The sequence below is a fragment of the Streptomyces sp. NPDC101237 genome (genome assembly GCF_044767465.1).
GTDB lineage: Bacteria > Actinomycetota > Actinomycetes > Streptomycetales > Streptomycetaceae > Streptomyces > Streptomyces gramineus.
Genome location: NZ_JBIWNY010000001.1, coordinates 479,852 through 501,434, shown reverse-complemented (window position 1 = coordinate 501,434; position 21,583 = coordinate 479,852). Strand labels below are relative to the sequence as shown.

At 73.3% G+C, this 21,583-nt stretch carries 23 protein-coding genes; 9 read left to right on the top strand and 14 right to left on the bottom strand.

The features are described 5' to 3' along the window. Positions 1 to 62: 62 nt before the first annotated feature. Both ACIRQ9_RS02345 and ACIRQ9_RS02340 read left to right on the top strand, forming a co-directional pair. On the top strand, positions 63 to 1,553 hold the full coding sequence (locus ACIRQ9_RS02345; protein WP_404166206.1) for a DEAD/DEAH box helicase: 1,491 nt from the start codon (positions 63 to 65) through the stop codon (positions 1,551 to 1,553). Between the two features lie 127 nt (positions 1,554 to 1,680). Beyond that, positions 1,681 to 1,968 (top strand): SCO5918 family protein, encoded by a 288-nt coding sequence (locus tag ACIRQ9_RS02340; RefSeq protein WP_404166204.1) that lies wholly within the window; start codon positions 1,681 to 1,683, stop codon positions 1,966 to 1,968. 252 nt (positions 1,969 to 2,220) lie between these two features. On the opposite strand, the gene ACIRQ9_RS02335 is transcribed toward ACIRQ9_RS02340, so the two are convergent. Then, on the bottom strand, positions 2,221 to 3,096 hold the full coding sequence (locus tag ACIRQ9_RS02335) for an LLM class flavin-dependent oxidoreductase (protein ID WP_404166202.1): 876 nt from the start codon (positions 3,094 to 3,096) through the stop codon (positions 2,221 to 2,223). 22 nt (positions 3,097 to 3,118) lie between these two features. Continuing rightward, positions 3,119 to 4,138: an aldo/keto reductase gene (locus tag ACIRQ9_RS02330; protein WP_404166200.1), complete on the bottom strand. Its 1,020-nt coding sequence runs from the start codon at positions 4,136 to 4,138 to the stop codon at positions 3,119 to 3,121. A gap of 185 nt (positions 4,139 to 4,323) precedes the next feature. Between ACIRQ9_RS02330 and ACIRQ9_RS02325 the strand changes: the two genes are divergently transcribed. From ACIRQ9_RS02325 to ACIRQ9_RS02310, 4 genes are all read left to right on the top strand, one after another. Further along, entirely contained in the window at positions 4,324 to 4,899 is a 576-nt protein-coding gene (locus tag ACIRQ9_RS02325) for a TetR/AcrR family transcriptional regulator (RefSeq protein WP_404166198.1), read from the top strand. Between the two features lie 10 nt (positions 4,900 to 4,909). Next, positions 4,910 to 5,059: a hypothetical protein gene (locus ACIRQ9_RS02320; protein ID WP_404166196.1), complete on the top strand. Its 150-nt coding sequence runs from the start codon at positions 4,910 to 4,912 to the stop codon at positions 5,057 to 5,059. Positions 5,060 to 5,160: 101 nt separating this feature from the next. Then, complete coding sequence (locus ACIRQ9_RS02315; RefSeq protein ID WP_404166194.1) at positions 5,161 to 5,835, top strand: TOPRIM nucleotidyl transferase/hydrolase domain-containing protein; 675 nt, start codon at positions 5,161 to 5,163, stop codon at positions 5,833 to 5,835. Positions 5,836 to 5,864: 29 nt separating this feature from the next. Further along, positions 5,865 to 6,332, top strand: coding sequence for a VOC family protein (locus tag ACIRQ9_RS02310; RefSeq protein WP_404166192.1), 468 nt, complete (start codon positions 5,865 to 5,867; stop codon positions 6,330 to 6,332). A gap of 18 nt (positions 6,333 to 6,350) precedes the next feature. On the opposite strand, the gene ACIRQ9_RS02305 is transcribed toward ACIRQ9_RS02310, so the two are convergent. Both ACIRQ9_RS02305 and ACIRQ9_RS02300 read right to left on the bottom strand, forming a co-directional pair. Beyond that, a complete protein-coding gene (locus tag ACIRQ9_RS02305) occupies positions 6,351 to 7,211 on the bottom strand; it encodes an LLM class F420-dependent oxidoreductase (RefSeq protein WP_404166190.1) in 861 nt (286 codons plus the stop codon). Between the two features lie 128 nt (positions 7,212 to 7,339). Further along, a complete protein-coding gene (locus ACIRQ9_RS02300) occupies positions 7,340 to 8,389 on the bottom strand; it encodes a chitinase (protein WP_404166188.1) in 1,050 nt (349 codons plus the stop codon). A gap of 209 nt (positions 8,390 to 8,598) precedes the next feature. On the opposite strand from ACIRQ9_RS02300, the gene ACIRQ9_RS02295 reads away from it, so the two are divergent. Then, complete coding sequence (locus ACIRQ9_RS02295) at positions 8,599 to 9,639, top strand: NlpC/P60 family protein (RefSeq protein WP_404166186.1); 1,041 nt, start codon at positions 8,599 to 8,601, stop codon at positions 9,637 to 9,639. Between the two features lie 82 nt (positions 9,640 to 9,721). Here ACIRQ9_RS02295 and gndA read toward each other — a convergent pair whose 3' ends face one another. Continuing rightward, positions 9,722 to 11,161: an NADP-dependent phosphogluconate dehydrogenase gene (gndA, locus tag ACIRQ9_RS02290; protein ID WP_404166184.1), complete on the bottom strand. Its 1,440-nt coding sequence runs from the start codon at positions 11,159 to 11,161 to the stop codon at positions 9,722 to 9,724. Between the two features lie 63 nt (positions 11,162 to 11,224). Beyond that, positions 11,225 to 12,190 carry a zinc-binding alcohol dehydrogenase family protein gene (locus tag ACIRQ9_RS02285; protein WP_404166182.1) on the bottom strand — a complete coding sequence of 322 codons (966 nt, stop codon included), beginning with the start codon at positions 12,188 to 12,190 and terminating at the stop codon, positions 11,225 to 11,227. Positions 12,191 to 12,325: 135 nt separating this feature from the next. Between ACIRQ9_RS02285 and ACIRQ9_RS02280 the strand changes: the two genes are divergently transcribed. Continuing rightward, positions 12,326 to 12,766, top strand: a complete 441-nt coding sequence (locus ACIRQ9_RS02280) for a MarR family winged helix-turn-helix transcriptional regulator (RefSeq protein ID WP_404166180.1) — start codon at positions 12,326 to 12,328, stop codon at positions 12,764 to 12,766. Positions 12,767 to 12,880: 114 nt separating this feature from the next. After that, on the top strand, positions 12,881 to 13,828 hold the full coding sequence (locus tag ACIRQ9_RS02275) for a glycoside hydrolase family 26 protein (protein ID WP_404166178.1): 948 nt from the start codon (positions 12,881 to 12,883) through the stop codon (positions 13,826 to 13,828). Positions 13,829 to 13,833: 5 nt separating this feature from the next. Here the strand turns inward: ACIRQ9_RS02275 and ACIRQ9_RS02270 are convergent, their stop codons facing one another. Genes ACIRQ9_RS02270 through ACIRQ9_RS02235 form a run of 8 tightly spaced genes read right to left on the bottom strand, consistent with a single transcriptional unit; the run spans position 13,834 to position 21,582 of the window. After that, positions 13,834 to 14,115: a hypothetical protein gene (locus tag ACIRQ9_RS02270; protein ID WP_404166176.1), complete on the bottom strand. Its 282-nt coding sequence runs from the start codon at positions 14,113 to 14,115 to the stop codon at positions 13,834 to 13,836. Between the two features lie 26 nt (positions 14,116 to 14,141). Then, positions 14,142 to 15,443: a zinc ribbon domain-containing protein gene (locus ACIRQ9_RS02265; protein WP_404166174.1), complete on the bottom strand. Its 1,302-nt coding sequence runs from the start codon at positions 15,441 to 15,443 to the stop codon at positions 14,142 to 14,144. Then, positions 15,440 to 16,009 (bottom strand): phage tail protein, encoded by a 570-nt coding sequence (locus ACIRQ9_RS02260; RefSeq protein WP_404166172.1) that lies wholly within the window; start codon positions 16,007 to 16,009, stop codon positions 15,440 to 15,442. The genes ACIRQ9_RS02265 and ACIRQ9_RS02260 overlap by 4 nt, the downstream gene beginning before the upstream one ends. A gap of 28 nt (positions 16,010 to 16,037) precedes the next feature. After that, entirely contained in the window at positions 16,038 to 17,999 is a 1,962-nt protein-coding gene (locus tag ACIRQ9_RS02255; RefSeq protein ID WP_404166170.1) for a putative baseplate assembly protein, read from the bottom strand. Positions 18,000 to 18,004: 5 nt separating this feature from the next. Further along, entirely contained in the window at positions 18,005 to 18,448 is a 444-nt protein-coding gene (locus tag ACIRQ9_RS02250) for a GPW/gp25 family protein (protein ID WP_404166168.1), read from the bottom strand. Between the two features lie 40 nt (positions 18,449 to 18,488). Then, positions 18,489 to 20,396: a VgrG-related protein gene (locus tag ACIRQ9_RS02245; protein WP_404166166.1), complete on the bottom strand. Its 1,908-nt coding sequence runs from the start codon at positions 20,394 to 20,396 to the stop codon at positions 18,489 to 18,491. Further along, positions 20,396 to 21,118, bottom strand: coding sequence for a LysM peptidoglycan-binding domain-containing protein (locus ACIRQ9_RS02240; RefSeq protein ID WP_404166164.1), 723 nt, complete (start codon positions 21,116 to 21,118; stop codon positions 20,396 to 20,398). Before ACIRQ9_RS02240 ends, ACIRQ9_RS02245 begins: the two co-directional genes overlap by 1 nt. A 41-nt stretch (positions 21,119 to 21,159) precedes the next feature. After that, positions 21,160 to 21,582, bottom strand: coding sequence for a phage tail protein (locus tag ACIRQ9_RS02235; protein WP_093500599.1), 423 nt, complete (start codon positions 21,580 to 21,582; stop codon positions 21,160 to 21,162). Between the last annotated feature and the right edge of the window lies 1 nt (position 21,583).

Genomic DNA, 21,583 nt, shown 5'->3' with positions numbered 1-21,583 from the left:
CGTGCGGCCGTCCGCCCGCCGGCCGGAATTCCTCGATACGCCGCATCGAGGAAGGTTCCCCCATGAACCGCAGCCGCCGCACCGGCGGTACCTCCGGACGTCACCGCACGGACCGGAGCGCCGCCCACCCCGACCGCTCCCAGACGGCCCGCCAGGGCACCGGCGCCGGCCGCAAGAACGGCCGCACCCAGCGTTCCGCGCCGGGTCGCCAGGAGTTCGCCCTGCCGGTCACCCTCACCGAACCCCTGCCCCCCGTCGAGACGTTCGCCGAGCTGGACATGCCCGAACGGCTGCTGACGGCGCTGCGCGCGGAGAGCGTGACCGTCCCCTTCCCGATCCAGGCCGCCACCCTGCCGAACGCGCTGGCCGGCCGGGACGTCCTGGGCCGGGGCCGCACCGGCTCGGGCAAGACGCTCGCCTTCGGCCTGCCGCTGCTGGCCCGCCTGGACGGGCAGCGCGCCCAGCCCAAGCAGCCGCTCGCCCTGATCCTCGTCCCCACCCGGGAACTGGCCCAGCAGGTCACCGACGCGCTCACCCCCTACGCCCGCGCCCTGCGGCTGCGGCTCGCCACCGTGGTGGGCGGCATGTCGATAGGACGGCAGATCAGCAGCCTGCGGGCCGGTGCCGAGGTCGTCGTCGCGACGCCCGGCCGCCTGCGCGACCTCATCGAGCGGGACGCCTGCCGCGTGGACCAGGTCGGCATCGCCGTCCTCGACGAGGCCGACCAGATGGCCGACATGGGCTTCATGCCGCAGGTGACCGCCCTGCTCGACCAGGTGCCCGCCGGCGGCCAGCGACTGCTGTTCTCCGCCACCCTGGACCGGAACATCGACCTCCTGGTCCGCCGCTACCTCCACGACCCCGTCGTGCACTCGGTCGACCCGTCCGCGGGCGCGGTCACCACCATGGAGCACCACCTGCTGCACGTGCGCGACGCCGACAAGGAGACGGCCGCCACCGAGATCGCCGCCCGGGACGGCCGCGTGCTGATGTTCCTGGACACCAAGCACGCCGCGGACCGGCTCGCCAAGCGGCTGCTCGCCGTCGGCGTCCGGGCGTCGGCCCTGCACGGCGGCAAGTCCCAGTCGCAGCGCACCCGGACCCTGGCCCAGTTCAAGGACGGCCACGTCTCGGTCCTGGTCGCCACCAACGTCGCCGCCCGCGGCATCCACGTCGACGGCCTCGACCTCGTCGTCAACGTCGACCCGCCCGCCGACCACAAGGACTACCTGCACCGCGGCGGCCGCACCGCCCGCGCCGGCGAGACCGGGACCGTCGTCACCCTCGTCCTGCCGCACCAGCGGCGTGCGGTGGACCGCCTGATGACGGACGCCGGGATCACCGCGCGTGCCGTCCAGGTCCGCCCCGGCGAGGACGAACTGCACCGCATCACCGGCGCCCGCACCCCCTCGGGCGTGCCCGTCACGCTGCCCACGCCGAGCGTGAGCACGCCACGCGAAGGCACCCGGTCCGCAGGCCGCGGCCGCGGCCGTGGAGGCCGGTCGGCCGCCGCCCGGACCCGCCGGGCCGCCACCTCACGGACCGAGTCGTAGCCGAAGGAGGACCCGCTCACGGCCGGAGCGCGGGGCCACACCCCGGGCGTTGGCACCCTCACCTTCTGACAGCCGTCCGCATCCCCCGTCCCCGCCGCTCACCGCGGTCGCCCCTGAGGAGGCATCCATGCGTGTCGTCATCGCCCGTTTCCCGTTCGACCTGACCAAGAGTGAGGTCGAGCACTCGATGAGCAGCCACACGCCCGAACCCGTCACCGGCGTCGGCGTGACCATCGACGGCCGCGTCTACCCGGTGATGCAGGTCGGTGAGGTGATCACCCGGCAGAACCGCCGTGACTTCACGGCGCTCGAGATGCGCCGCGCGCTGACCCGGCTCGGCTTCACCTGCCACGACGCCCGCCCGGTGACACCGCCCCAGGCGGCGCGGGCCGACGAGGACGTCCTCGGCTGGTGACCTCCGCCGGGCCGGCCGCGCGTATCGCACGGCTGCTCGTGGGTTGGAACCCCGGGGATGTGGCACCCGGCTCCTGAGCGGGCCGGATTCCGGCGGGAGCGGCAGGCGGTTCGGCAGCGAGACGCCCACCGTGCGCCGCGGCCCGTCCCGCTCAGCCGGTTGTCGCCGTGGGGCTGCCCGGCGACAACCGGCGCGCCGCATGCGGCCTGGCCGCTGCCGGGCGCAGGACCGGTGTCCGCCGGCCGTGTCGGGTCAGGCCTCCTGGGTGATCAGCTCGTCCGCCACCCACCGCGCGACCCCCTGCGGAAAGGGCGCCGGCAGGCCGAGGACGATGTGCCGGAAGCCGGCGTCCAGCGCCTCGGCCGTCGCGGCGCGGGTCGTGTCCGGCCGGTCGTAGGAGACCGGGAGGTGGATCGAGCGGGTGATCTCGGCGGGGTCGCGGCCGATCTCCGCGCAGTAGCGGTCCAGGAGGGCGCTGCGGCGGACGCAGTCCTCGATGTCGCCACCCGGGATGTTCCACAGGTCCGCGTGTGCGGCGACCACCCTCAGGGTCGCGGCCGATCGACCGCCGATCAGGATCGGCGGATGCGGTCGCTGCACGGGCCTGGGCCGGGCGAACGCGCCGGTGAGCCGGTGGTGGATGCCGTCGAAGTCGAAGGGCTCGGCGGCCGTCCACAGGCGGCGGATCAGGGCGCAGGCCTCGGCCAGGCTCTCGACGGCCTGCGCGGGCGGGGTGAAGGGCAGGCCGTGCGCCGGGTACTCGCGGCGGGCCTCGGGCGGGTTCGGCCGCGAGCCGACACCGATGCCGAAGTCCAGCCGGCCGCCGGAGACCACGTCGACGGTCGTGGCGATCTTCGCGAGCATCGCGGGCGGCCGGAAACGGTTGCTGGTCACCAGGAGCCCGAGGCGCAGCCGTCGCGTCCGGGCGGCCAGGGCGGACAGCAGCGTCCAGCCCTCGAATATGGGCCCCTCGGGGTCGCCGCCGATCGGCATGAGGTGGTCGAAGAGCCAGGCGTGCTCGATCTCGGGTGTCCGGTCCGCCTCCTCCCAGACCCGCAGGACGTCGTCGTAGGACACCTGCATGGGGGCGGTCATGATCCCGAAGCTGGGCGGGGTCGTGGGTGTCATGGGGTGGCCTTCCTGGCGCCGGTCAGCGGCGGCGCAGTACCGGGTCGAGCAGGGCGGGCGGGGTGTCGTGCTTCTCGTGGGCGGCCAGGTCGGTGCCGGGCGGGACGATCGAGTCGATCGCGTCGAGGACGTCGGCGGGGAGCACGGTGTCGGCGGCGGCGAGCTGGGAGTCCAGGTGGTCCCGGGTGCGGGGGCCGATGAGGGCGCTGGTGACGGCGGGGTGGGCGATCACGAAGCCGAGCGCGAGCTGGATCAGGGTCAGCCCGGCCTCCTCGGCCACCAGGGCGAGCCGCTCCACGGCGTCGAGCCGGGCCTGGTTGGCGGGCAGGGCGAGGTCGAAGCCCTCGGGGCGGAGCCTGGACCGGCTGGTGGTGATGGCCCGGCCCCTGCGCACGGCCCCCGAGAGCCATCCCGAGGCCAGTGGGCTCCACGCCAGCACACCCATCCCGTACTCCTCGGTCACCGGCAGCACGTGGGCCTCGATGCCGCGCTGGAGGAGGGAGTAGCTGGGCTGTTCGGTGACGTAGCGGCTCAGGCGGCGCTCGTGGGCCGTCCACTGGCCCTGCACGATGCGGTACGCGGGGAAGGTCGATGAGCCGAAGTGGCGGATCTTTCCGGCGCGTTGCAGATCGGTCAGCGCCGACAGGGTCTCCTCGTCGCTCGTGGCCGGGTCCCAGCGGTGTATCTGGTAGAGGTCCACGTGGTCGACGCCGAGCCGGCGCAGGCTGTTCTCCAACTCGGTGACCAGCCAGCGCCGTGAGGCGCCGCGGTGGTTGCGCTCCTCGCCCATCGGCAGGCCCGCCTTCGTGGCCAGCACGATGTCGTCCCGGCGGCCGGCGATCGCCTTGCCGACCATCTCCTCCGACTCGCCCTGGCCGTACATGTCGGCGGTGTCGATCAGATTGATCCCGGCGTCCAGGGCGGCGTCGACCATCGCCGTCGCCTCCTCCTGCGTGGTGCGGCCGATCGCGCCGAAGTTCATCGCGCCGAGCGCGAGCGCGCTGACCTGCACACCGGTACGGCCCAAGGTGCGGTACTGCATGACCGGGTCTCCTTCGCATGACGTGACACGGCCACCTGACGCGACGAGGGCGCGGTCCGGGCCACGGACGGACAGACAAGCGGGACGACGTCCCGTTTCACGTCTCCGACGATACGGAACACTGTCCCGTTTAGCAACGCCCCGATAGGGTGACACCGCAGGGAGCACCCGAGGGAGGACGGTCGATGAAGGACGAGGAGCAGGCGGTCCGGCCCCGCCGGGCGGACGCCCGGCGCAACGAGACGACCCTGCTGGAGGCCGCCGCGGCGGCGTTCGTGGCGGCGGGAGTGGAGGCACCGGTACGCGACATCGCGGCCCGTGCGGGTGTCGGCACGGCGACCATCTACCGGCACTTCCCGACCCGTTCGGACCTGATCATCGCCGTCTACCGCCACCAGGTGGAGGCCTGCGCCGAGGCCGGCCCGGCCCTGCTCACCGAAGCCGCCGGCCCGTACGAGGCGCTGCGCCGCTGGATCGACCTGTTCGTGGACTTCCTGGTCACCAAGCACGGCCTGGCCGGTGCGCTGCGCTCCGACCAGACGGGCTTCGACACCCTGCACGCCTACTTCCTGGACCGGCTGGTCCCCGTCTGCACCCGGCTCCTCGACGCGGCGGCCGAGTCCGGCGAGATCCGTACCGACCTGACCGCCGTCGAGCTGATGCGCGGCGTCGGCAACCTCTGCATCGGCGCGGAGAACGACCCGGGCTACGACGCCCGCCGCCTGGTGTCCCTCCTCGTCACGGGACTGGGCCGGGCATGAGGTCCCGGCGATGACAGGGCGTCGCGAGGTCTGCGGCGACCCGATCGAGAGCGGTGGCGGCCCCGGCCGTCCGGCGCTGGCGGCGTTCCTCGCCTCGGACGCCGGGGTGGCCCTCACCGGCACCTGGGTCAACGCGACCGCCGGGATGTTCCCGAGCTGACGGCGCCCGACCGGCCGGCCGGGAGCACGCAGCGGCGTCCGGCCCGCGCGGCGGCGGAAACTGCCTGGCATCCGCGCGCGGGCCGGACGGAGACTCGTGCCATGGCGGACATGAGCGCGTTCCGGGACGCGGTGGCCGGCTGGGCGGCCGGCGGCGGTGAGGCCGAGGCGCCGGAGCGGCGCTCGGCCGGGCTGCTGGGCGACCGGCTGGGTGTGCGGGCCGTGGCGCTGCTCGAAGGGCCGAGCGACGTCGCCGCCGTCGGTGCGCTGGCCGCGCGGCGCGGGCGGGATCCGGCGGCCGAGGGGGTGTGCGTGCTGCCGATGGGCGGTGCGATGAACGCCGGGCGCTACGCCCGGCTGCTGGGGCCGCCCGGCCTGGGGCTGCGGCTGACCGGGCTGTGCGACGAGCGGGAGTGGCCGTACTACGCCCGTGGCCTGGAGCGGGCCGGTGCCGGGCCGCACGGGTTCTTCGTCTGCGCCGCCGACCTGGAGGACGAGCTGATCCGCGCGCTCGGGCCGCCACGGGTCGCGGAGCTGATCCGGGCCGAGGGCGACGAGCGGGCCCTGCGGACCTTCCTGAACCAGCCCGCCCAGCAGGGCCGAGGCCCGCGGCAGCAGCTCCGCCGCTTCCTCGGCACGAAGAAGGGACGGAAGATCCATTACGGCCGGGTCCTGGTCGAGGCCCTCGACCCCGGCCGGGTGCCCGCACCGCTGGACGGGCTGCTCGACGCGCTGCTCGACGGCGCGCCCGACGGCCGGGGCGCCGGCCGGACGTGAGTGTCAGACCCGTCTGCGACGCTCCGGTCATGGAGACGACACCGCGACCGGTCCTGGACCTGACGATCGACTGCGCCGACCCGCCGAGGCTGGTGGCGTTCTGGAGCGAGGCGCTGGGGTACGAACCGGAGCCGCCGCCCGCCGGGCACGCCACCTGGCGCGCGTACTGGTCGGCGATCGGGGTGCCCGACGAGGAGCTGCCCGCGGGTGCGGGCGACACCCCGGAGTCGATCGTGGACCCGGCCGGGCGGGGGCCCCGGGTCTGGTTCCAGCAGGTTCCCGAGTCCAAGACCGTGAAGAACCGGATCCACCTGGACCTGAGGGTCGGCGGCGGACGCGACGTCCCGCTCCCGGTCCGCACCCGGCGGGTCGCCGCCACGGTGGCCGGACTGGTCGAGGCGGGCGCCGCCGTGCTCCGGGTCACGGACGAGCCGGACCTGGGCCAGTACGCCGTCCTGCTGCGCGACCCGGAGGGCAACGAGTTCTGCGTCGTCTAGGGCGAACCTGCCCTGCCGCTAGCCGCCCAGCCCCAGTGCGGACGCCAGCGCCCGGTAGCCCGGCAGCGGGTCGGTGTCCGCGGGGTGCAGCAGCTGGAGCGCGACGTGGTCGGCGCCGGCCTTGTGGTGGGCGCGGACGCCTTCCGCCACCCGGGCCGCGTCGCCGTGCAGGATCAGCGCGTCGAAGAGCCGGTCGCTGCCGCCATCGGCGAAGTCGGCGTCGTCGAAGCCGAGGCGGCGGAGGTTGCCGACGTAGTTGGTCAGGTTCAGGTAGAAGCCGAGGGTGGCGTCGCCGATCGCGCGGGCCCGGCCGCGGTCGGTCTCCAGGACCACCTTCTGCTCGGGCGCCAGGACCGGCCCGGGGCCGAGGATCTCGCGGGCCCCGCGGGTGTGGTCCGGGGTGACCAGGTAGGGGTGCGCGGCCGCCGTGCGCTCGGCCGCCAGGCGCAGCACCCGCGGGCCGAGGGCCGCCAGGGCGCGGCGCGCCACCGGGACCCCGCCTTCGTCGAGGACGTCCAGGTAGTCGTTCAGGGCCTGGTACGGCCGGACGAACTCCTTGGTCGCCTCCGGGTGTCCGGCGCCGATGCCGAGCAGGAACCGGTCCGGGTGGCGGGTGGCGATCCGGCGGTACGAACGGGCCACCCGGTCGGCCGGGTTGGACCAGATGTTCACGATGCCGGTGGCGACGACCAGGGTCTCGGTGGCGTCCAGCAGCCGTTCGACGACGGTCAGCTCCGGGTCGGTCACGTTGCCGAGCCACAGCGTGCCGTAGCCGAGCCGCTCCAGCTCGACGGCGAGCTCCGGCTCGGTGTCCGCGTGCCGCCACGCGCCGACGGCACCGAGGTCGATCTTGTGCGTCTGATCCGTGATCTCGTCCATACAACGCACAACCGGGCACCGCCGACGACTATTCCGAACGCCATCGAAGTAATCCCGGGCTCGGATCGGGATCACTTCGAGGGCGGCGGGTGCCGGGAGGGCCGGGGCGACCGGGACGGCGGGGGTGCCTACCGCCGGTGGGCGAAGCGGGCGAAGGTCCGGCTGAACTGCCAGGTGTCCTGGGTGGTGCCGGAGCAGGAGTTGGAGCCGCCGGTGCCGACGCACCCGCCGTTGTCGCGCTGGAGCGCCCAGAGGGAGAGGGTGTCGATGCCCCGGGCGGCGGCCCAGTGCTCGACGTCCACGGCGTTCTGGGTGGTGAAGGTCTCCGCGGGGCCGAAGTCGTCGATGCCGGGCATCTCGGTGACGCCGACCGTGCCCCACAGCTCCTTGGCGCTCTGGTGCGGGTGGAGGGCGGCGAGCTGGGCGTGCAGGCCCTCGGCCGCGGTCCTGGTGTCGGCGGCCATGTCGTGGGTCGCGCCGTCGTAGTAGTCGAAGGTCATGATGTTGACGACGTCGACGCGCGCGTGGTGGGCGGCGGCGTTCTGGAGGACGGCCAGGCCGGCGGCCGTCAGGCCCTTGGTGGTGGTCGGCAGGGTGTAGGAGAACTGGAGCGGGTGGCCGGTGCGGTCGGCCCAGCGCTCGGCCTGGGCGATCGCCTGGTTGCGGCGGTCGACGCCCGCGGTGTCGGCGAGGGAGTCGGCCTCGATGTCCAGGTCGATGCGGGAGATGCCGTAGGTCGTGACGAGCTTCTCGTACACCCCGGCGATGGCGTCCACGTCGGTGCAGCTGTCGGCGAGTTCGGTGCCGGTGGTGTCGGCCGCGTAACCGCCGAAGGAGGGGATGGCGTTGCCGCCGCGGGCCTGGAGGGCGGATATGTCGGCGCCGAACGTCGAGCGGGCGACCGGCATGGTGGCGTCGCCGTTCCAGTCGGCGGTGCAGGAACCGGCGGCGGGCGTCTGGAGGAAGGCCAGGGTGAGGTACTTGTTGCCGGACTCGGCGGCGAGCGCGGCGGGGCTCTCACCGGTCCAGGCCTCGAAGTAGGGGGCCGCGACCCGGGTGGGCATGGGCTTCGCGGCGTGCTGAGGGGAGGCGTGCGCGGCGCCCGTTCCGAGAGCAACGAGCGCGGTGGACAGGGCGGTTGCGGTCAGGGCGGCCTGCAGTGCACGAGTGCGTCTCATGGACGCCCATCGTTGGACTAGACCAATTGACTGTCAAGGTTCTTTGCGATCCCCAGACCCTTCGCGGCCCCTTCTGTTCGATGTGACGTCAAGAGCCGCTCCGTCGCGGGCAGTTCCGGCCAAGAATTTTCATGCGAAGATTTGAACCGACCATAAGAGAGTCATTAGGGTCTGTTACCCGAACCTCTGCTCGGAAGGAGATCGCCTCCGTGGCGTTCCACCGTCGTCCCAAGCAGCCGAGCCGCGCTCGGGTCACCGTGCTCACCACGGCCGCCGCTGCCGCCGTCGCCCTCTCCTCGCAGGCCGCGAACGCCGCGCCCGGCGAGAAGCCCAGCAAGGACGAGGTGAAGTCCCGGGTCGACAAGCTGTACGAGCAGGCCGAGCAGGCCACCGAGAAGTTCAACGGGGCCCAGGAGAAGCAGGACAAGCTCCAGAAGCAGATATCCGCGCTGCAGGACTCGGTCGCCCGCGGTCAGGACGAGCTGAACGAACTGCGCGACGGCATCGGCTCCATGGCCACCGCCCAGTACCGCAGCGGCGGCCTCGACCCCTCGCTCCAGCTGTTCCTGTCCGCCGACCCGGACGACTACCTGGACAAGGCCTCCACGCTGGACCAGCTCAGCGGCCAGCAGGTCGAGACGCTGAAGAAGATCCAGGCCAAGCAGCGCGAACTGGCGCAGGAGCGGGCGGAGGCCACCGGCAAGCTCAAGGACCTGGCCGCCACCCGCACCGAACTCGGCGCGAAGAAGAAGGAGGTGCAGGCCAGACTGGCCCAGGCGCAGAAGCTGCTGAACAGCCTGACCGCCGCCGAGAAGGCCGCGCTCGCCGCCGAACAGGACCGCGCGAGCCGCTCCTCCAGCGAGCGGGTCGACCTCGGCAACGACACCTCCGCCACCGGCCGGGCCGCCGCCGCCTTCGCCGCCGCCAAGACCAGGCTCGGCACGCCGTACGTGTACGGCGCCACCGGTCCGTCCTCCTTCGACTGCTCGGGGCTGACCTCCTGGGCGTACGCGCAGGCCGGGGTCTCCATCCCGCGCACCTCGGAGTCGCAGACGACGATCGGCACCAGGATCTACTCGACGTCCGGCCTCCAGGTCGGCGACCTGGTCTTCTTCTTCAACGACCTGCACCACGTGGGCCTGTACGCGGGCAACGGGCAGATCCTGCACGCCCCGCGCACCGGCACGGTCGTCCGCTACGAGTCGATGTCCACCATCGGCGGCCCGTTCATGTTCGGCGTCCGCGTCTGAACCGGTGCCCCGGCAAGCGCGGTGAACCGCGGGTCCGTCGTGTGCGGTCGCGCGGTTCACCGCGCCCCTCGCGGGGCGCCTGTCAGCCCTCCGTCTCGGGGCGGCCCTCCGTCGCCCAGTGGGTGTGGAAGGACCCGGCGCGGTCGACCCTGCCGTACGTGTGCGCGCCGAAGTAGTCGCGCTGGCCCTGGAGAAGGGCGGCCGGGAGGCGCGGTGAGCGCAGCGTGTCGTAGTGGGCCAGGGCCGCGGAGAACGCCGGGACGGGGATGCCCCGGCGGGCCGCCGAGGCCACCGTCTCCCGCCACGGCACCTGCGCGGCGGCGATCTCCCGCGCGAACTCCGGCTCGGCCAGCAGGCTGACGAGGTCCGGGTCGGCCCCGTAGGCCGCGCGGATCCGGTCCAGGAAGGACGCGCGGATGATGCAGCCGCCCCGCCAGATCCGGGCCACCGCGCCGAGGTCGATCTTCCAGCCGTACTCGGCCGCCGCGTCCTGGATCATCGTCCAGCCCTGGTCGTAGGCGATGACCTTCGAGGCGTACAGGGCGTGTTCGACGCGGGAGGCGAAGCGGTCGGCCTCGGTGGCGCTCAGCGCGGGGGTGGTGCCGCCGGGCAGCCCGGCGTACGCGGAGCGCAGTGCGCGGCGGCCGGAGGCGGCGCGGGCGAAGGTGGCCTGGGCGATGGCGGTGACCGGTGAGGCGAGGTCGAGCGCGGTCTGGACGGTCCAGCGGCCGGTGCCCTTCTGCCCGGCCGCGTCGACGACGACGTCGACGAACGGCGCCCCGGTGGCGGCGTCCACGTGGGCGAGCACGTCCGCGGTGATCTCGATGAGGTAGGAGCCGAGCCGGCCCTCGTTCCACTGCCGGAAGACGTCCGCGATCTCGGCCGGGGAGTAGCCGCCGACCTGGCGGAGCAGGTCGTAGGCCTCGGCGATGAGCTGCATGTCGGCGTACTCGATGCCGTTGTGGACCATCTTCACGAAGTGCCCGGCGCCGTCCGCGCCGACGTGCGTGGCGCACGGCTCGCCGCCGACCTTGGCGCTGATGTCCTCGAACATCGGCCCGAGGACGGCGTAGGACTCCGCGGAGCCGCCCGGCATGACCGACGGCCCGTTGAGCGCGCCCTCCTCGCCGCCGGACACCCCGACCCCGACGAAGTGCAGGCCTCTCGCACGCAGGGCGGCCTCGCGGCGGCGGGTGTCGGCGAAGTGGGCGTTGCCGCCGTCGATGACGATGTCACCGGGCTCCAGGAGCGGCACGAACTCGTCGATGACGGCGTCGGTGGCGGCGCCCGCCTGCACCATGATCATGAGCCGCCGGGGGCGTTCGAGGGCGGCGACGAGGTCCGCGGCGGTCTCGGCGCCGACGAACGTGCCCTCGTGCCCGAACTCGTCGACCAGGGCGCGGGTGCGGGCGGGGGTGCGGTTGTGGACGGCGACCGGGTAGCCGTGCCGGGCGAAGTTACGGGCCAGGTTGCGGCCCATCACTCCGAGGCCGGTCACGCCGATGGCTGCGGATGCGTGCACGGGGGACTCCGATCTGCGGACGGACGCTGTCCCCGCAAGTACGGCCGGACGCGGGTCCGGTGTTCAGCCGGCGCCCATCGTGAGGACGATCCGGCGGCCGGGCTCGACAGGGGCGGTCCAGGCCTCCTCGACCTCGGACAGCGGCACGGGCACGGCGTCGGCGGTGACGGTGCCGCGGGTGATCTCGGCCATCAGGGAGGGCAGTTCGGCGACGATCCCGCGGGCGGTGACGGAGCCCTGGCCGCTGCCCATGAACCGCAGGTCGGCGGCGCGCAGCCAGGCGGACGGCAGGGTGATGTCCGGTCCGGCCAGGGAGCCGATCTGGATCCAGGCCAGCGGGACGCTGCGGTCGGCGCGGCGGGTGAGCACGGCCGGGACGGCCCGTTCGGTGGGCGCGCCCCAGGTGTAGTCGATGACGACGTCGACGTCCGCGGCGGCCTCGCCGAGCCGGGCGAAGTCCTGGTCCGGGTCCCCGGCCAGCGAGACCACGTCCGTGGCGCCGAGGCCGGGGAGCAGGTCCAGGCGGCGCGGGTCGCGGCCGGCGGCGACGATCCGGCCGGCCCCGAGGTGCCGGGCGATCTGCACGGCGGCCCGGCCGGCGTTGCCGGTGGCGCCGAGGACCAGGACGCTCTGCCCGGCCCGGAAGGTGATCCGGCGGCGCAGCGCCACCCAGGAGGACAGGGCGGGGTTGACGGCCGCGGCGATGGTCACCGGGTCGGCGCCGTCGGGCAGCGGGACGGACCGGCGCGGGTCCACGAGGGCCTGCTCGGCCATGGTGCCGGGGACCTCGTCGTCGGCGACGAAGTAGACGAGGTGCCCGTCGGGCAGCCGGCCCACGCCGTCGACGCCGGGGACCAGGGGGAGCCGGCCGTCGCTGGTGTAGTGGGTGCCGGAGGCGCCGGAGCGGACCCGGGGGTGCAGGCCGGCGGCGACCATCTCCACCGGCAGCCTGCCCTCGGCGGGTCCGGGCGCCGGGAACTCCTCGTAGCGGGGTGCGTGGTCGAACGAGCGGACGACAGCTGCGCGCATGGTGACTCCTCCGTCGCGGGTCGGGCCCGTCGGGGCCGCCTCCAGGTTTAGTACGTGACGCCAATCAAATTAGTTCGCACCACGTACCAAGTCAAGTGGTTGGCACCACGTACCAATCCTCGTAGGATGGCGATCATGTCGGACGAACCGCGGAAAGATGCGGACCTGGGGATCGTGGACAGCCTCGCCCAGCTGTCGTTCCTGGTGCAGGCGGCGCTCGGGAGGGTGGCGGCCGAGCACGGGCTGTCGATCGTCCAGCTGCGGCTGCTCGGCGTGCTCCGCGACCGCACGCCCGGCATGCAGGAGCTCGCCCGCCACCTGGGCCTGGACAAGTCGAGCATGACCGGTCTGGTCGACCGCGCCGAACGCCGTGACCTGGTCCGCCGCTCCCCCTCCCCGCACGACCGGCGCAGCACCCTGGTGGCGGTCACGCCGGAGGGACGGCGGCTGATGCGGAGCTGCGAGACCGAGGTCGAGCAGCAGATCCGCGACCTCACCGCGCACCTCACCGAGGACCAGCGCGACCGGCTCTCGCTGCTCGCGACCGCCCTGGTCAGCCCCCACACCCCGCTCTGACCGACGGGCCCGGACGCACGGCGGCCACGGCACCCGGCGGCGTGTTCCTCGCACAGCCGTCCAAGATGCCCACAACGGGCGACCCGCCCGTGCCGAACGGCCAGACTGCACCCCATGGCACGTCTGAGGTTCCTCCTGGTCGCCGCGCTGGCCGCGCTCTTCCTCGTCCCCGTCCCCCGCCCGGAGACCCCACGGCCGGCGCCGGGACCCTTCGGGGCGTACGTCGGCTACGGCGGTGAGGGCGTGCGCCGGGTGGGCGCGCTCGGCGACTGGCTCGGACGCGGGGAACCCCGGGTGGGACACACCTACTTACCCGGTGACGTGTGGCGGAACATCGAGGGCGCGCCCGGCTTCGTCCGGCTGTGGGCCGACTGGCGGCGGGCCGCACCGGACCGGCTCCTCGTCCTCAACGTGCCGATGCTGGAGCGGACCGAGGCCCATCTGCCGGACGCCGAGGTGCGCCGGCAGCTCGGCCTGGGGGCGCGGGGACGCTACGACGGGCACTTCCGGGCGCTGGCCCGGCGGCTGGTGTCGGTCGGCGCGCCGGACACCGTCGTGGTGCTCGGCTGGGAGATGAACGGGGAGACCTACACCCACCGCTGCGGCCCGGACCCGGCCGCCTGGAGGGCGTACTGGGGGCGGATCGTCACGGCGATGCGGTCGGTGCCCGGCCAGCGGTTCCGGTTCGACTTCGCACCCAACCGGGGCCGGGACGCGGTCCCCTGGACCCGGTGCTACCCGGGCGACCGGTACGTGGACGTCATCGGCATGGACGCCTACGACTCCCCGCGCGGCCTGTCCTTCGCCGACCAGGTGACCGAGCCGTACGGGCTGCGCGCGCAGGTCGCCTTCGCCCGCGCGCACGGCAAACCGGTCTCCTATCCCGAGTGGGGGCTGTACGAGAACGGCGACGACCCGGCGTACATGAAAGGCATGGTGGAGTGGTTCGCCGCCAGCCGCCCGCTCTACCAGACCATCACCGACTACTGCCCCCACGGAGTCTGGGGCTGCCGGGGCAACCCCAGATCAACGGCGGTCTACCGGGCGCTGATGCGGGGGTAGTTCCCTCAGCCGCCGGTGCTCGGCCGGGCGCCGCGCGCCCGCAGACGGGCGAGCAGCCACAGCACTAGGGAGACGAGACCCAGCTGGCAGACCAGAGCGGCCACGGCGTCCAGGAGCTTCCCGGCGGAGAAGCCGGAACCGGTGACGAGGACGAGGACGAGGACGAGCAGCGAGCCGAGGAACTTGAACAGCGCGGTGCCCGCCATCACGAGGCCCACGCGCGTCAGCGAGACGTCGCGCAGGCGCCCGCGCACCCCACGCCCCGCACCCGCACCCTTTTCGGCCATGGCCGGATTATGGCATCAGCGCGGGGTCACGAGGAGTTCGCGCTCGACGGGCCGAAGAACTCGATCTCGGCGAGGGCGACCTGGGTGGCACCCGAGGCCTGGTACGACGACTCGATCGTGAAGCGGACGGAGACGACGTTCTGGGCCCGGAAGTTGCGGGTCTGGCCGCCGGCCGCCTGGTCGAGGGTGATCTGTCGGGTCTCGGTCTTGCCGTCGGACGTCTTGACGGTCGCCTTCAGCCGGTGCGGCAGGGCCGACTTCTTCAGCTGGTCGTAGTGGGTCGACTCGCCGGCGGTGACGACGATGTTCAGCAGGCGCGTCGGCTCGCTGAACCGGGCCTCGATCCACTCGCCCTCACCGGACCCCGTCACGCCCGGCCCCCACCAGGTGTTGTTGATCTTGTCGAAGAGCAGGTCGGGCTTGTGCCCGGCGTACGAGCGGGACGCGCTGACCTTGTCCGGGGAGACCTGGGCCCGCTTGGCGAAGTGGTCGCGGGTGGCGCTCACCGCGTTCGGGATGTTGAACGCCAGGACTGAGACCAGCGTCACCACGACCGCCGCCATGATCCAGGTCAGCACCCGGTCGAAGGTACGGCGCAGCCGCGGCCGGTCGCCGGCCCACGGGGTCTCCCGGTTGCGGAAGTCGAAGATGCGGCGCCACCAGGGACGGTGAGCCGAGGGGTCCGTGTGGCCGCTGCCCGACATCGGCATCGCGCACCGGGTGCAGAAGTGCCGGTCGGGCCGGTTGGGGGTGGCGCACCAGGGGCAGGGGGTGCCGCCGAGGGCGCCGAGGTCCTCGCCGGGGGCGCGGACGGTCTCGGGGCGCTGGGGCGTGGGGCGGCCGGGGAGGACGGGGGACACGGACGCGGGCGCCGGGGCGGGCGGGGTGGGGTCCGTCACGGGGACCAGGAGGCGCCGGGCCCGGTCCTGGTCGCCCTCGGCGGGAGGCGCCTGCGGGGCCTGCGCGGGCTGCGGGACGGTGGCGGTGCCGCCGGCCTGCGGCGCGGGGGACGGGGCGGGTGCGGGGAGCGGGGTGGTCTCGGCCGTGGGTGACGTCGCCGCGGGCGGGGCCTGGTCGCGCTCGCGCGGCGGCCGTACGTCCGTCTCGGCGCCGCGTGCCGGAGCCGTCGCCGTCGCCGCGGCGGCGGCGGCCGCCGCCCAGCTCGGGACGGCCGGAGCCGGTACCTGGGCCGGCGCCGCGGCGGCCGGCTGCTGCGGGGCCGCGTCGCCGGAGGCGGCCCAGGACAGGACCGAGCCACAGGCGTCGCAGAAGGACTGCCCCGGGTCGGCGACCGTGCCGCACTCCGTGCAGTTCCGGTTGGTCGTCATCGCTGCGGGGTCCTTTCGGCGGACGAGGAGGAAGCGGTCACCTGGACCGTGTACGGCATGTGGGCGGGACGGGCGGCCGCCACGAGGTGTTCCAGACGGACCTCGTCGGCCGGGGTGGGCGAGGGCAGCGCGAGGTGGACGTGCAGACGCGGGCGGGGCAGGCCCGGGAAGGGGCCCAGCGGGCGGGCGCTCCACTCGGCGCCGCCGCTCTCCGTGATGTCCGGGGTCACGCCGAAGGCCAGCCGGACCGTCTCCGACAGGCCGAGCCGGGTGCCCCGGATGCGGTGCAGGTAGGCGGCCGCCGCGACGGCCGCGCGGAGCAGCGGCTCGGGTTCGGTGCCGTCCGTCTCGGCGCCGACCCAGGTGCCGATCCACTCCGCGAAGTCCAGCGGGGCAAGGGCCGGGTCGAAGTAACTGGGCAGGCAGTCCAGGACGTTCGGGATCGGCGCGATCACGTCGTCCAGGCCGGCGACGAAGCGCAGCGCCAGGTCGTCGTCGGCGAAGACCGCCGGGAGCATCGCGCCGATGGGCGCGGAGGAGCCGAGACCGTCGATGGAACCTCTCAACGGACACCCCTCTCACGGTCGTTGACGTTCATTCGCCGATCACCCGGACCCGGTGGTCGAAGGAGAAGACCAGGGACGGGGCGTCCAGGTCGATGCGGTCGGTCGGGTCGCCGCGCTTGCCGGTGAGCGGGTCGGCGGGGTGCAGCACGACCTCGTCGACGAGTTCGACGCCGGGGACCCGCTGGAGCACCGCGAAGACCTCGCCGGACTGCACCGGGCGCCCGAACGGCCAGCCCTTGCCGTCCGCGCCGCCGGTCAGCGGGTCCAGGTGGCGGTAGAGGGCGTCGTGGGCCTGGTGGCGGACCCGGTCGACGTCCACGCCGCGGAAGGCGTGCACGGTGGCGGCGACCGTGACGCCCTGGTAGAAGGGCGGGCCGACCGCCAGCCGGGTCCCGATCAGCCGCCGTTCGTCCAGGTAGCGGGTGATGCGGTCCAGCAGGGCGTCGCCGGGGACCAGTTGCTCGAAGCGGAGCCGCCCGCCGGGGTCCGGGACCGCCTGCGGCACCACCAGCACCCGTACCGCGTACGACCCGTGCTCGCCCTCCTCGCCCTCCAGGCAGGTGATCCGGGCCGTCTCGGGAGCGGCGCGGCGGGCCAGTTCCTCGTAGTCCCGCAGGGTCACCGCGCGTTCCTGGGCGCGCAGGGTGATCGGGGCGCGGACCTTGGCCTCGCCGACCGTCTCGCCGTCCACCCCGCCGCGCGCGGCCTCCCGGTTGACGACCTCCGCCACGTACGGGATGGAGGACCGCAGGATCTGCACCGCGCCGCGTGCCACGTTGCCGTCCCGGCCGCCGCCCGTGCGGTAGCGGCGGGCCCGGATGACCGCGCCCTTCGGGGCCACCGTGCCGTACTGGCGCAGCGAGCCGTCCGGTTCGCGGACCGCGGGGCCGAAGGCGATCTCACCGGTCGTCGCGTCCAGGGTGAGGTGCCGGTCCTCGGGGCCCGAGGCCGCGAAGTGCGGGACCACCTGCCAGTCCACCCAGCCGGCCTCGCCGTCGTGCTCGGCGGTCTGCAGGAGCAGCGGCGGGGTGTCCCCGACGACGGGCGCGTGCGCGAGCCGCAGCCGCTGGCCCGGCAGGCCGGTCGACTCGCCGAGCGCCTCGTCCTCCACGGTCTCCGCGTGCACCGCGGCGGTGGTGCCGCCGACCGTGCAGGCCTCGACGAACCGGACCGTCGGCGAGGTGGTGTAGAAGGGCTGGTCGGTGCGCGGCTCGGTGACCCGGCAGCGCAGCCAGCTCGCCTCCAGGCCGCCGTTGCGGGACAGCACGTGCCCGCCGGGGACGTGCAGCACGACCTCGCCGGGCCGGTTGAGGCCACCGGTGCCGTCCCGGTCGACCTCGCACTCCTTCCAGCCGTCCTCCGTCCACGCCTCCCAGACCAGCGGCGGCTGCCGCGGGTCCACGCCGACACCGTCGACCCGGCTGTCCAGCTCCAGGGCGACCGCGCAGTGCGGGACGGCGGCGGACAGGCCCAGCAGCATGCAGTCACCGGGGTTCGGGGCCTCGGTGAAGCACAACAGGTCCTTGCCCTCGGCGAGGTCGTGGGTGAGGTCGACGACGGCGGAGCCCTCCTGCTGCCGCAGCAGGTGCCGCAGCTCGCTCGGCACGATGGTCAGATCGCGCTCGGTCGCGAAGACCACCGCCTCCTGGGTCTCGGTACGGCGGGTCGCCACCTCGGTGCCGACCGGCACCGGTACCGGTTCCTCCTGGGCCGCCGACAGCCAGAACGTCACCTCGGTGCGGGCCGCGGACGGCGGGAACAGCGTGATCCCGACCAGGTCGAGGAAGGCCAGGTGGTTCTTCTCCGGGACCCGGTTGAGGCGGTACACGATCTGGTCGGCCATGTGCGCGACCGTCTCCACCAGCGTGATGCCGGGGTCGGAGACGTTGTGGTCGGTCCACTCCGGGGCGCGCTGCTGGATATAGCGCTTGGCGTCGTCGACGAACTGCTGGAAGCGGCGGTCGTCGAGGTTCGGGGAGGGCAGGGCCATCGGGATCAGCGGTCGCTTTCGGAGGAGTCCGGGGAGGCGGGAGGCAGGTCCGGCTCGTCGTGGGAGGGAATGACGTAGAAGGGGAACACCAGGCTGCGCGGGTTGTTGGTGCCACGGATCGAGTAGCGGACGTCGATCATCAGCACGCTCGGGTCGGCGCCGGTGGAGACCTCGACGTCCTCGACCTCGATCCGCGGCTCCCAGCGGTCGAGGCTGACGTGCACCTCGTGCTGGATACGGCCCGCGGTCTGCTCGTTGACGGGAGCGAAGACGAGATCGTGGATGGCGCAGCCGAACTCCGGCCGCATCGGGCGTTCCCCGGGAGCCGTGGACAGGATGAGCCGGATGGCCTCCTCCACCTCCTTCTCGCCGCTGACCAGGGCGATGCCGCCGGTGGGTCCGATACGCAACGGGAACGACCAGCCGGAGCCGACGAACTGCTCTGCCATCAGCCCCCCACCCGCCTCTGCGGGAAGACCGCACGCCCGCTCATGCCGGGATCACCATCACGGTCAGGCCGCCCATCATCAGGTTGCCGAGGACCGGCACCTCGGGCGCCTGGATCGCCACCGTGGCCATCGAGCTGATCGCGACGGCCGCGTTGCCGCGCAGCGACAGCGCCGCGTTCGCCATCAGGTTCACGGCGGCGGCGTTCACGGACACCGCGCCCGCGGGACTCTTGATGTCGACGAGTTCCGCGCTCTGCAGGGAGAGCGGGCCGCCGCTCCTGATGCTGAGCGCGCCGACCGCCTTCAGGGACAGGTCGGCGCCCGCCTCCACCGACACCGACCTGCTGCCCTTGATGGAGACGCTGCCCTTGCTGTCCACGGTGATCTCGGTCTTCTGGCGGTCCAGGAACACGGTCAGCTTGTCGTCGCCGCTGGCCAGCCGGACGCCCTGTTTGCGGCCCCGCTGGTCGAGCAGGTCCATGCGGTTGCCGACCCGGTCGGAGACGGTGTGCCGGGTGGCCCGGCCGCGCATGCCGTCGTGCAGCGGCACGTCCTTGACCCTGGTCGGCTTGTCCTTGCCGTTGTAGAGGCCGCCGATGACGTACGCGTGGTCCAGGGCGCCCCGGTCGAAGGCGACCAGCACCTCGTCCCCGACGTCCATCGGGAACACCCCGCCGCCGCGCACCCCGCCCCACTGCATGGTCCGGGTCCAGTCGCTGACGTAGGTGTCGTCCAGCCACGGGAACTTGAGCTTCACCCGCCCCTGCTGGAGCGGGTCCTGCACGTCGGTGACGAGGGCCTGCGCCACGCTCGGCTGCCGGTCGCCGCCGGCCTCCCCGCCGCCGGAGGCGACGCCGTACAGCGACCGCCACTGCCGGCCGCTGACCGTCACCCAGGTCTCGTAGTGCTTGGCGTCCCCGAAGACGTGCCGGACCGAGGTGACCGTGTACTTCCCCTCGAAGGGGTCCCCGACGTCCGCGAGCGCCACCGGAACCCCGGGCCGCAGCTTCGGATTGCCCCGCACGACGACCTCCACCTCGGCGAACGTAGAAGTGACGTCGTCGGAGAGGGCGTCGGCGGCGAACTTCACCTCGGACTGCTTGTCGTACGGCGTGCGCGTCTCGACCAGCTTCGTCGTCTTGAACTCGCCGGCCGCCGCGCCCGGCGTGGTGCCGATGCTGTAGCCGGTGTTGGTGGCCGGGGTCACGGTCGCCGTCAGCGTCTTCTTCGTCCGGACGTCCCAGCCCCGCGACTCGACCTTGTTCACCTGGTCGGAAGCGGTGACCGCGGTACGCAGCCGCAGGATGTCGTGCCCGGCCTCCAGCACGAACGGGCTCTTGTCGCCGTCGGTCTGCGGCGACGGTGCCCCCGAGGCGCTCTTCTGCTTCACGAACTGGAACTTGCCGTCCGCGTCGACCGACATGACCATCTCGTTCTCGTCGGCGAGCCGCGCCAGGAAGTCCCAGTCGCTGACGTTCGACTGGGAGATGAACTCGTAGACGGTCTTGGTGGCCTGGATCCGCCCGACCGGCACCCCGTCCTGCGCGGCCAGCTTGCGCGCGATGTCGGAGGCGGTCTGGTTGCGGTAGGCGACGACCCGGCGCTGCCGCATCAGCCGGAACCCGTAGTCGTAGCCCCGGACCACCGCGTAGCTGCCGGTGCCGTCGTACTCGGCCTCCATCCCGGTGACCTCGCCGGTGAGCAGCGGGTCGCCGGTGCCCTGTCCGTCGGAGACCGGTGTGATCACCACCGGGGTGCCGAACTGGACGTCCAGCTTGCCGAGCAGCTTGCGGGACGGGTCGCGGAAGGTCAGCTGGAAGGCGGCGGGCACGCCGACGCCCTGGTCCACGTGGGCGTCGACCAGATACCGCCCGTACTCGGACGTGGCGGTCAGCTCCTTGCCGCCGATGACGACCTTGACGACGTTCGAGAAAGCGTGCTTCACCATCAGGACCGCACCTCCTCGGCGGCGGGCAACACCAGTTCCGTCCCCGTGGGCAGCCACCCCGGGTCGTCGATCCCGTTGGCGTCCGCGATCGCCCGCCAGGCGGCCGCGTTGCCGTACTCGCGCCAGGCCAGCGACTGCAGCGAGTCGCCGGCGACGACCCGGTGCACGCGCTGCGCGGTGAGCGCGCCGGACGTCGGGTTCTGGCCCGCGGTCTTGCTCGGGATCTCGTGCAGCTGGAGCCGGCAACTGGCCCGGATCGGCATCCCGCTGGTCCCGAACAGGGAGTAGGAGACGTCGACCGAGGCGACGTACGCCGTGAAGTGGGCGGTCGAGAACGAACCCCACTGGAACACCACCCACGGCGGCGACGGCTGCTTGGCGGCGATGCTCTTGCTGGTGACCTCGCAGCAGGCCAGCAGCGACTCCACCTTCTTCATCACGTCGTTGCTGTCCGGGTCGTCGGACCGGTCCAGGAAGATCTCCACGCTCATCTGGCGCGGGTGGGTGCCGAGGAACTCCGGGAGGGCGCCGTCCCGTTCGATCGGCGCCGCCGACGACTTCCAGTCCGCCCGGCGGCCGATCGACAGCTCCGCCGGGTTGAACTCGAAGCCGAACGTCTTGATGATGCCGCCCGGGCTGGTGCTGGTGCCCACGGGCGGCTCGTGAATCGCGAGGGTGGCCCGCACGAGGCTCTTGCCGGCGCCCCGGCTGCTCCTGGCCATGATCTGGTCTGCCTCTCAGTCCGCTCGGTCGGCGTCGTCGCTCAGTCGGTGAAGCCGTGGTGGGCGATCTCCAGGACCTCCGTGGCCACGGACGGGTTGCCCGCGTCCAGGGAGGGCCCCTGCCAGCTCACCGGCAGCACGTCGAGGAGCCCCCACCGGGCCACCTCGGAACCGTCCGCGCGCAGCGCCGTGATCTGCCCGGTGGGCCGCTCGATCCCCGTCTGCACGGACGAGATCCACTTCGCGACCTTCGAGGTGTCCGGGGTGAGCGGGCGGGTGAGCCGGATGTGGGAGAAGGTGACGCGGGTCGGCAGCTGCCACACGAACCCGTTGTTGCCGCCCTCCTGCCGCTGCTCGATCTCCACCTGCGACGACAGCCCCTCGCACCCGTTGAAGTAACCGAGGTCCTCGCCGTCGATGGAGAGGCTGAACCAGACTGTGGTTCCCGGGTCCTGGCGATCCATC